This window comes from Patescibacteria group bacterium (genome assembly GCA_028707065.1).
Lineage (GTDB): Bacteria > Patescibacteriota > Patescibacteriia > Patescibacteriales > WJLG01 > JAQTUZ01.
This window is the reverse complement of record JAQTUZ010000032.1, coordinates 1-9,391: the sequence shown is the minus strand read 5'-3', so window position 1 is coordinate 9,391 and position 9,391 is coordinate 1. Positions and strand designations below refer to the sequence as shown.

Below are 9,391 nucleotides of genomic sequence, written 5' to 3'. Positions count from 1 at the left end.
CCCGCGTTTTTTTTAATAAGCAGCGCGACAGTAGCCGGGCAACCGCTCATTGCCGCGCTCATCAACGCCGTCCAGCCGTCAGGCCTTTTATAATTGATATCGGCGCCTTTCTTGATCAGCCGTTTGATTATCCCTCTTTGGTCGCATTCCGCCGCCAGCATCAGTACGGTTAAATCCCGATAGTCTTTGGCGCTTACATCCGCGCCTTTCTCAATTAGCATTTTGGCCGTAGCCGTTCGGTTACTGTCAATTGCCAACATCAGCGGCGTATAACCACAATAGTCTTTGGCTTCGATATCAGCGCCTTTCTCGATCAGCAGTCTGGCCGTAGCCGTTCGGCCGCTGGTTGCCGCCCAGGTTAATGGCGTTTCGCGCATCGGAATTTCAGCATTGACGTCCACGCCTTTTTCAATCAACAGTTCGACTATTTTTGTCCGATCTTCTTTTATCGCCCACTTTAGCATGGTCCAGCCGTCGTAATCCGCGGCTTCGATATCAGCGCCCTTTTTGATAAGCAGTTCGGCCGTTTTTGTTCGGCCTTTTATTGCCGCCCAGATCAGTGCCGTCCGTCCGTCATAATCGGAGGCGTTAACATCCGCTCCCCGGGCGATGAGCTGCTCGGCCGTTGCCACCTGGCCTTTTGCCGCCGCCTTGATAAGCGCAGTCCAGCCGTGTTTTTTTTCAGCGTTAATATCCATATATTTAGCAATGGATAATCCCGTTCCAATCACGATTAACAATACGATTACTGTTAATATTTTTAATTTAGTCATCGTGCCCTTCCTTCTTTGGTTGATTTTTTGATAAATTTTAATGAGCGTCGCAGTCTGCCTACTTTAGAAAGATTTTGGTTTTTTGTCAAGGATGACTATTTCCCGCCAGACTTTTTGGCCGCTTCGGCCATAGACAATCGTACCGCGGCGGGTGGCGTGGAGATTTTGCCGCAAATTTTCCGGCAAAGGATTGATCACTTGCCAGCCGTCCAGATTTGGATTTATAAAATGCCAATCCGGCCGTTCGCCTTCGGTTCTGACCGGGAAGATCATCACGACGCGGCCATCAGGTTTCAATATTTTTTTAAATTCAGCCAAGGCTGCGGAATATAATTTTTCCAGTTCAATTTTTGTTTTTATCGGATCGATGTGGCCGCGCTGCGGCCCAAGATACGGTTCGGTGACAATCGCGTCGATTGAATTTGCGGCAACCTTTTGGGAAATCTCTGCCGCAGGAATATCAAATAATTTGATATTGGATATTTGATATTTGATATTTGATATTTTTTCTCCGAGCCAGGCGAAGTTTTTCTTCGTGTCGGAGATTGCTTTTTCGGAAATGTCCGAACCAATTAAATTTTTTACTCCCATCAACGCCGCTTCCATCAGAATCGTTCCCGACCCGCAAAACGGATCTAATAATGAAGTCCCCTCTCGAGAGGGGTGGCCCGCTTCCCCTCTTGGGAGGGGTGGTTGCGCCTCGCAACCGGGGTGGGTTTGCGGGACGGGGTGTGTTACGTCGAGCGAGCGCCCGCCGTCTATTTTCCCCGAAAGATTCAGCATAATTTGCGCCAATTTCGGCGGGATCATCCCTGATTGGTCGTCGCGTTTGGGCCGGCCAAAATCGCGGAAAGACAATTCTTTGAACGGCTGGACCGCTTCGGTGTAACCCAGGTGCATCTGGCCGCCATCCTCGATCAAGACGATCTCGATCCCCCGCTTAGAGATGATGTTTTGTTCGACGACGACGCTCGATAAAGTTTTTTCTTTGCTGGTCACCAGGCGGCAGCTCACCCCCTTCTGCTTAAGGATTTTTTTGACAGCGAGGCCGATCGGGAATACCGGCAGCTTGCTCTGGCCATAAAGAGAAAGGCCGAAACGATATTTATTCGTTTCACCGCGCTCGGAAAGATCATCCTCGATGATCTTTAAGATAGCCGTTTTGATCGCCTCGTTATTATGGCGGTCGACTGTCGCGGCAATGACTCCGATCTTTATCGTTCCGCCTAAGCGCTTGATGAGTTTCGCGGCATCGGTGGCTGGATTTTCCAAAAGCAAAACATTGCCGGCCGCCAAGCGGGCATCTTTTTCCGGCCTTAAGACCGAGATAATTTCGGCGGCCGACAGGGCTGGATTATTGCCTAAAATAAAGAAGTATTTCATTTATTACATTATATAGATAATTGCCGTTATGTTCAAACCAACATTGCGCCCAGGCTAATAAAAAAACTCTGCGTTGCACCGCAGAGTTCCCCGACTTGACTCAGCCAGGGGTGATGATTGCCAGCATTTCCAGAAAGTGCTTGCCTTTTTGGCCATTGGCGTCTTTTTCGATCAGAAAAACATTGTCGTAAGGGTTCCGGTCATCTTTCCGGCGCCGGCTGTAAAAGACCAAAAAGTCGATCGCGGGGAATTCGTGGCGCAAAATCATGGCCTTGTTGATCATGGAGCCGCTTAAAAAGATAACGGCAGAAATATCCGCCATGGCAAGCCGGGATTCCACGTCGGCGAACCGATCGATTTTTTCCGCTTCAAAGCGGTTTCCCAGAAATACTGTCAGATCTTGAATTAACGGTTCGTAATGGGTAAAATCAACTGGCCGGTCACTGATGACATCGGTTACAATGAGCAACTTTTTCATGATTTATCCTTTCTCAAAAAAAGAAGCATTGGCTGTATCTAATCATGAGCGGATTTATTTGTCAAGAATAAAAAAACCCCACGTTGCGCCGCAGAGTTTTTGACTTAGAGCTTAGTCGGAAATAATCACCTCTCGAGCCTTTTGGAAATGGCTTTCGATCCGGCTGGCATCCTTTTTGATCAAATAGGTGTTATCAAGCCGTTGAAAATCATTTTCCAGGTTTCCGCCGAAGACCAGGAATTTTAGTTGAGGAAATTTTTGGCCGAGCTTTATTGCTTTGGCCATCATCGCCTGGCTAAGAAACAGAGCGGCGGAGATTTTTTTTCCGGTATCCTCCGCGATTATTTTTTCCGCTTCATCCGCTTTTTCGGCAACTTGGATTTCGAAAAAAGGGCTTAAATTTTTCAACACGCTGGCAAAAAAATCCTCATAGGAGACAGGGTTGCCCGGTTGATAAAAGTAGGTTTGTTTAACAAGGAGCAGTCTCATTGATTTCTCCTTTAAAGGGGTGGGAAAATATCGTCTATATTTAATCACGGGCCGGTTTATTTGTCAATGAATGGTATCAACCGCAGGGTAAGTCCTGCACCCATCTTTTCTAAAAGGTATCCTCGCCGCAAGCGGACGAGGTATTTATCATCGCTCGCTCGGAAATAATCTCCGCTGTAGCGGGATTATTTCGCTCGCTTCGCTTGATAATAAAAAAAACACCCCCGATTGGCAAGTCGGAGGGCGTAGCGCTTTTATCCGGAGATTAATAAAGTTCAGCTGGCTTTGCTTTTTTTGGACTTTTTTTCCGGAGACGGCCAGACGCGGATTTTTCCGGAGTAATAGCCGCAGACGATCGATGACGGTTTGACCTGGTGATTGATTTGATAATTTATGTCTGTTCGGTTGAAGTTCAGTTCGCGACGGTTCTTGACGTCAAGCGGGTGTTGGCACATGACAACTCCTCGAGGTTTGGGTTGATGATCAGACAAAGGGCGAATGGTTTAATAATATTCTTACATAAATTTAAATTTTTGGCAAAAAAATTGGCCCCGCCGATCTGTGGTGATCGTTGGGGCCATGAGGAAAGGGGCGGGGATTTAGGCGGCGACGCAGCTCAACTGCCGCGTATTTTTCGGGGTGAAAATTCTCGCACCATCGGTGATGCTGTCCATGTCCCGGAACAGGTTGTTCACCATCCGCCGGTAACTTCTGTTTTGCCTTTTGCGGTTGGCCTTGGCAATCGTTTCCAGCGCGTACTGCGGGGGTTCGGGAACATCGTCTTGGACTTCGCCGCGGATTTTTTTGCCGCTGCGGAGGATCTGATTGACCATGGTGTACCAGGGACTTGCGCCGTCAGACTCGACATTGATGTCATCGAGGATTGTGACGCGGTCGGCGTCATCGACTACGGCTTCCATCCCGTCGACGAAAAAGATGCCGGCATTCCCGAGTGAGCGTGAAAGGGAGCATGGATCGGTTGATGAGCTGTTGGATTTCATGGGAAACTCCTTCTGCTGTTAGATATTGGTTAGAAAAAATGTGATCAGTTTTATAATAATATATTAGCATATTATATCTATTTTGTCAATATGAAAAGTTGTATTTAACTAATAAAATTGCTAATATTAAATAAATAATTTTCACTTTTTACTTTTTACTTTTAACTTTTCTGTGTTCTCTTGCTTTTTTTAGGGTTTTCTGATAATCTTTAAACAACAAATCAAATATCGCCTTTTCCATGGTCTGCCCTGGGCAGATCGGTCACGGTTAAATTCCGCGGCCATCGGCAATCAGCAAGAAATCTCTTGTTTGGCTGTCTTTATTGAAAGGCAGACGGGCAAGAGATTTTTTTATGCGGAAGCCGCCAGAGTCCCGACCTTGCGTCGGGACGAGTGGCGGATCGCATAATCCCGCCAAAGTCCGCCTCGGACTTGCGGCGGGATGGTCGGCAATAAAATTAATAATTTAAGAAGAATAAATTTATTATGTCCAAAGTCAAAAAATTAGAAAGCGCCCATTATGAATTGCTTTTCATCATCCCGAATAAATTTACCGAGGATGAAGCCAAGGCAATTGACGCCAAGATCAAACAACAGATCACCGCGGTCGGCGGCGAAGTTACCTACGCCGAAGATTGGGGTAAAAAGAAATTGGCCTATGAGATCGGCGGCTACAATCACGGCTATTATAAGTTGGCCGAGTTTGATCTGGCCGGCGAGAAGTTAGCCGAGTTGGATAATTTTTTGCGCTTGTCCAACGATGTTTTAAGACATCAGATCATCAGAACGCCTAAGCGCACCGCCGAACAAATCGCGGCCGACCGCAAGAAATCGGAAGAATTGGCAGCAATCAGAAAGCGCCTTAAGGAAGGCGGATCCGAGAAGAAGGAATTGGCTGAAGAGAAAACAGCCGGTTTGGTCACGGAAGAAAAGAAAGCCCCGGCAGTCGAAGAGCGGAAATCATTCAAAAAGAAAACCGAACTCAAAGATCTGGACGCGAAGTTGGACGATATATTGGACACAAAAGACTTGATTTAAGGTTAAATTTTTTCTTAATCAGGGATGAAGAATCGAAATTTGAAAATTGCCTGCCTGCCAGCAGGCAGGGAAAATTAGAAAATTTGGCAAAAATAATTTTTTATACCCAATTTTCAAATTTCTAATTTCAAATTTCTGCAGCTTGTTCAAAATAAGTTAAAATACAAAATATCAATAATTAAAGCGTTTAACGACGCTAATCAATAATTATATGACTCTCAACAAAGTAATGCTCATTGGCAATCTCACCCGCGATCCGGAAATCCGCAATACCGCAACCGGCAAGACTGTCACTTCGTTCTCCGTCGCGACCAGTCTGGTCTGGAAAGATCAATCCGGAGCTAAGCAGGAAAAAGCCGAGTTTCACAATGTCGTCGCCTGGGGAAAGCTGGCGGAGATCTGCGGCCAGTATTTGAAGAAAGGTTTGAAAGTTTATATCGAGGGCAGATTGCAGACCCGCGATTGGACCGGCCAGGATGGCGTGAAAAGATACCGCACCGAGATCGTCGCCGAAAATATGATCATGCTTTCGCCGAAGGGCGGCTATTCGGGCGGACAATCGTCCGGAAGCAATTACGCTCCGCGCGCGGCAACACCGGCAATGGGCGGCGAACAACCGTTTGCTCCGTCCGAACCGATCATCGATATCGATAGCCCGGTCGCCGGCGGCAACGATGGCGCTCCGGAAGAAGAAGAAATCCGCGTCGAAAACATTCCGTTTTAATAATTCTTATTGTCATTCCGACCGAAGCGAGTCCGAAGAATGAGGACGAGCGAAGCGGAGGAATCCCTTCAAGCTGGAGTTAGCGTTTAAGCGATTTCTCGCTGCGCTCGAAATGACAGAATAAATATGTATAACAACCAACCTAAAAAAGAAAAGAAGTGCTTCTTCTGCGCCAATCAAGTGGGAGATGTCGATTATAAAGATACTCGCCTTTTGCGCGGCTTCGTGAATTTTCATATGAAGATTCTTCCTTCGAAGCGCACCGGCGTCTGCTCCTGGCATCAGAGAAAATTGTCCCAGGCCGTCAAGCGCTCCCGTATCATGGCGCTTTTATCGACTACGCATCAATAAATTTTTGTCATCCTGAACGGAGCTCCGCCGGCTGGCGGAGCGGAGTGAAGGATCTATTGTCCGAGAAGTTCGCATCATAACGATAAAAATTTTTGTCGACCATGTTCGCGCTTCATATAAAATAGATCCTTCGCGCGGCGCTTCCTCCCAAGGCGGACAGGCAGGATGACAAAAGGAGAAAATCCTAATTTTTCTTATTATGTTAACTCTTAGCGATATCAAACCCGGCAAAGTCATTCTGATCAATGGCCAGCCATACTTAGTCATCAAGACCGATCATCTCAAGGTCGCCATGCGCGGCGCGGTTTTGAAAGTGAAAGCGAAAAATCTGCTGACCGGAAATATTCTCGACGACAGTTTCCACGGCGCGGAAAAGATCGAAGAGGCCGACATCTCGACCAAGAAAGTCAATTATCAATACCGCGATGACCACAACGCTTATTTTATGGATAACGATACTTTCGAAACTTTCGAATTGCCGTTGGAAAATTTGGGCGGCAAAGAAATTTATCTGAAAGACGGCACGGACGTGAAGATGATGTATTTCAATGATAAGGCCATCAATTTGGAATTGCCGATCAAGATGGATTTCAAAGTCATCTCCGCTCCGCCCGCGATCCGCGGCAATACCGCCGGCAACATCACCAAGCCGGTCGAACTCGAAACCGGCGTCAAAGTAGATGTGCCGATCTTCATCAACGAAGGCGACATCATCAAGATCAATACCGATTCTGGACTGTATGTGGAAAGAGTGAACCAATAAATTTCACATAAATTTTAAGATATTCAAAAATGCGCTTTTCCGGCGCATTTTTTTGGTTTTGAAAGTAAGCTTGACTAAAATCATATTTTGTGCTAACATATAGGTATTATCCCAATCTGCCGGGAAGAGCAGAAAAGCACTTTAACATTTTAAAAAAGGATGGGACTATGAGCCAATCACCGACTTTCGGACAAGGGCTGGAAGTTGCTGGTATCGTTTTAAAAGCGATTGCCAGCGCCGCCAAGAAAAACAGTATCGATTCTGACGGAGTTCAAAACAAAATCGTCAGCAATCCCGGGGCCATTTTCGACTTCTTCGACGGATTATTCGCTGAAAAATCAGAAAAACCGACTGGGTCGATTCTGAAACTTCTTTCCTTCGGTGAAGCATCAATCATCGAAGCTTGCGATGGTCAGAGAACTATTGCCAGCGCCAAAGACGTTTTCAAATCCGGCATCGACAACAATTTCAAGAACTGGGATCTGGATAAGGCCAGCGATGCCACCCCTGAAACCGCCGTGCAAGCACACGAGCTGATTGAGAATGCGACCTTCGTGAAAATGTTCACTTCGCTTATCAGCGATTTGGATAAGCTCTGTCTTACCCAAGATCAGATTATCCGGTTCTGCGTAAAGTATCCGGGTCAGCTTAGCCAGAGTGGCGCCACGTTCTTCTTGTTCAAAATGAACGGCGAATATTTTGTGGCCCGCGTGCGCGTGCGTTCCGACGGTCTCTCTGTCTACGTCCACCGCTTCGGGTACGCCTCTGTCTGGCGTGCCGAGTCTCGGTATCGCCTGGTTGTCCCGCAACTTTAGTTTCTTGGTTTTTCGGAAAGACCTGGAAACTTGGTCACTTGGATTCTTTGAGCTTGGTCATAACCTTGCTCTTGGAATCCAGGTGATTTTTTTGTATAATGAAAGTGCAGTTTTGATTTGCTCTCCGGTTACGGCTGGCGGGCCAAGATTGTTTGAAAGTATTTTTGAGAGTTTTGCCGGTTACGGCCGGCAAGAGAGGAAAATATTTTTAATTTCAATAAACAAGCTAAAGTTGGTATGGCGCGTCAGCGGACTTTAAGGCGCTTATCCTGATGTCCCGAATAATATTCAGCCGTTTTTCTCGCACTCGGCGTTAGGGCGGCGGTGGTAAAAGGGGCTTTTACGCCCCTTAAGGAAAACGCGTTATGCAATTTGTGGCCAACGTGAACGTGAATTCCGACGGTCTCAATGTCAACGTCAACCGCTTCGAGAACGACAATGTCTGGAATGCCGAGTATCGGAATCGCCTGGTTGTCCCGCAACTATGGCTGTTTCTCCTTCGTTATAGGCGGAGGAGTTTTCTTTTCCAAGCCTTTTTTCCAGCCGCCCAGTATCCGGCCGACTTCATTAAGTTTTTCCGACAATTCCGCGTACCGTTCATTGGAAAAGCACTTATTTTCCCAGGCCAGCTGGAAAAAAAATTTAACGCCATCAAGTTTGACAATAGCGGAAGACAACTCAAAATATTTTTTTTCTCCGGAAAGATAAATAGCCGTAAAAATATTTTCCAACAGCCCTAAAAAATATTCTTCAATTTTTCCACCCAGATTATAGCGGTGAACCTTGGGAAAATCGGTAAGAATTTTAAACCACAGCGCGTAGGTTTCCTTGGCCTTTGTCAACACTGTCGGAACGCTATAATAAGTGGCCATAAATTTTATAATGAAAAAATTTGTAAAAAAATACGAAGAAATAATTACAATCAATAAATTACTTTCCGCCTGGGAAGGCTTTTTATCCGGCAAAAAACAGCGAGGTGATGTTGCGGTTTGGCAAAGCCGCCTGATGGATAATATTTTGGCGCTTTATCACGATTTAAAGAACAAAACTTACCGGCACGGCGCGTATCAAGCGTTTAATATTTCCGATCCCAAGCCGCGTAATATTCATAAAGCAACAGTCCGCGACCGCTTGTTGCACCATTTGCTTTATCAAGAAACTTATGATTTTTTTGATAAGCAATTTATTTATGATTCCTATTCTTGTCGCCTTGATAAAGGCACGCATCGGGCCATCCGCCGTTTTGCCTATTTTGCCCAGCAGGTTTCCCGCAATAATCAGCGAACCGCCTGGGTTTTAAAATGCGATATCAGAAAATTTTTTGCCAGCATTAATCACAAAATTTTAAAAAATATTTTAGCTAAATATATCGCTGATATAGATTTGCTTTGGCTGTTCGGACAAGTGATTGATAGTTTTAACACCGCGGGTAAGCGGGCTATCGGCTTGCCGCTGGGGAATTTAACTTCGCAGTTGTTAGTTAATATCTATCTGAACGAATTTGATCAGTTCGTGAAGCGTGATTTGAAAATAAAATATTACGCGCGCTATGCCGATGACTTTATTTTTTTAAGCG

Annotated in this window: 13 protein-coding genes; 6 read left to right on the top strand and 7 right to left on the bottom strand. The window is 46.0% G+C overall.

The window, feature by feature from the left end:
- The 6 genes from PHE24_06770 to PHE24_06745 all read right to left on the bottom strand — a co-directional run.
- Positions 1-698, bottom strand: a 698-nt coding sequence (locus tag PHE24_06770) for an ankyrin repeat domain-containing protein (GenBank protein ID MDD4902802.1), incomplete at its 3' end; no start/stop codon positions are given.
- 138 nt (positions 699-836) lie between these two features.
- Positions 837-2,156, bottom strand: coding sequence for a methyltransferase domain-containing protein (locus PHE24_06765; GenBank protein ID MDD4902801.1), 1,320 nt, complete (start codon positions 2,154-2,156; stop codon positions 837-839).
- Between the two features lie 100 nt (positions 2,157-2,256).
- Positions 2,257-2,634 (bottom strand): hypothetical protein, encoded by a 378-nt coding sequence (locus tag PHE24_06760; protein MDD4902800.1) that lies wholly within the window; start codon positions 2,632-2,634, stop codon positions 2,257-2,259.
- Between the two features lie 111 nt (positions 2,635-2,745).
- Positions 2,746-3,123 (bottom strand): hypothetical protein, encoded by a 378-nt coding sequence (locus PHE24_06755; GenBank protein MDD4902799.1) that lies wholly within the window; start codon positions 3,121-3,123, stop codon positions 2,746-2,748.
- A 275-nt stretch (positions 3,124-3,398) separates the two neighbouring features.
- A complete protein-coding gene (locus tag PHE24_06750; protein MDD4902798.1) occupies positions 3,399-3,578 on the bottom strand; it encodes a hypothetical protein in 180 nt (59 codons plus the stop codon).
- A 144-nt stretch (positions 3,579-3,722) separates the two neighbouring features.
- Positions 3,723-4,124, bottom strand: coding sequence for a hypothetical protein (locus tag PHE24_06745; GenBank protein ID MDD4902797.1), 402 nt, complete (start codon positions 4,122-4,124; stop codon positions 3,723-3,725).
- Between the two features lie 486 nt (positions 4,125-4,610).
- Between PHE24_06745 and rpsF the strand changes: the two genes are divergently transcribed.
- The 5 genes from rpsF (at position 4,611) to PHE24_06720 (ending at position 7,815) form a co-directional block, all read left to right on the top strand.
- The gene (rpsF, locus tag PHE24_06740; protein MDD4902796.1) at positions 4,611-5,162 is read left to right on the top strand and encodes a 30S ribosomal protein S6; all 552 of its coding nucleotides are present in this window, start codon (positions 4,611-4,613) and stop codon (positions 5,160-5,162) included.
- Between the two features lie 211 nt (positions 5,163-5,373).
- Positions 5,374-5,886, top strand: a complete 513-nt coding sequence (locus PHE24_06735) for a single-stranded DNA-binding protein (protein MDD4902795.1) — start codon at positions 5,374-5,376, stop codon at positions 5,884-5,886.
- Between the two features lie 126 nt (positions 5,887-6,012).
- Positions 6,013-6,237: a 30S ribosomal protein S18 gene (gene rpsR / locus PHE24_06730; GenBank protein MDD4902794.1), complete on the top strand. Its 225-nt coding sequence runs from the start codon at positions 6,013-6,015 to the stop codon at positions 6,235-6,237.
- A gap of 199 nt (positions 6,238-6,436) precedes the next feature.
- A complete protein-coding gene (gene efp / locus PHE24_06725) occupies positions 6,437-7,000 on the top strand; it encodes an elongation factor P (protein MDD4902793.1) in 564 nt (187 codons plus the stop codon).
- An 89-nt stretch (positions 7,001-7,089) separates the two neighbouring features.
- Positions 7,090-7,815: a hypothetical protein gene (locus tag PHE24_06720; GenBank protein ID MDD4902792.1), complete on the top strand. Its 726-nt coding sequence runs from the start codon at positions 7,090-7,092 to the stop codon at positions 7,813-7,815.
- Between the two features lie 482 nt (positions 7,816-8,297).
- Here PHE24_06720 and PHE24_06715 read toward each other — a convergent pair whose 3' ends face one another.
- Complete coding sequence (locus PHE24_06715) at positions 8,298-8,687, bottom strand: four helix bundle protein (GenBank protein MDD4902791.1); 390 nt, start codon at positions 8,685-8,687, stop codon at positions 8,298-8,300.
- Between the two features lie 10 nt (positions 8,688-8,697).
- Here PHE24_06715 and PHE24_06710 point away from each other — a divergent pair.
- On the top strand, positions 8,698-9,391 hold a 694-nt coding region (locus PHE24_06710), incomplete at its 3' end, for a reverse transcriptase/maturase family protein (GenBank protein ID MDD4902790.1).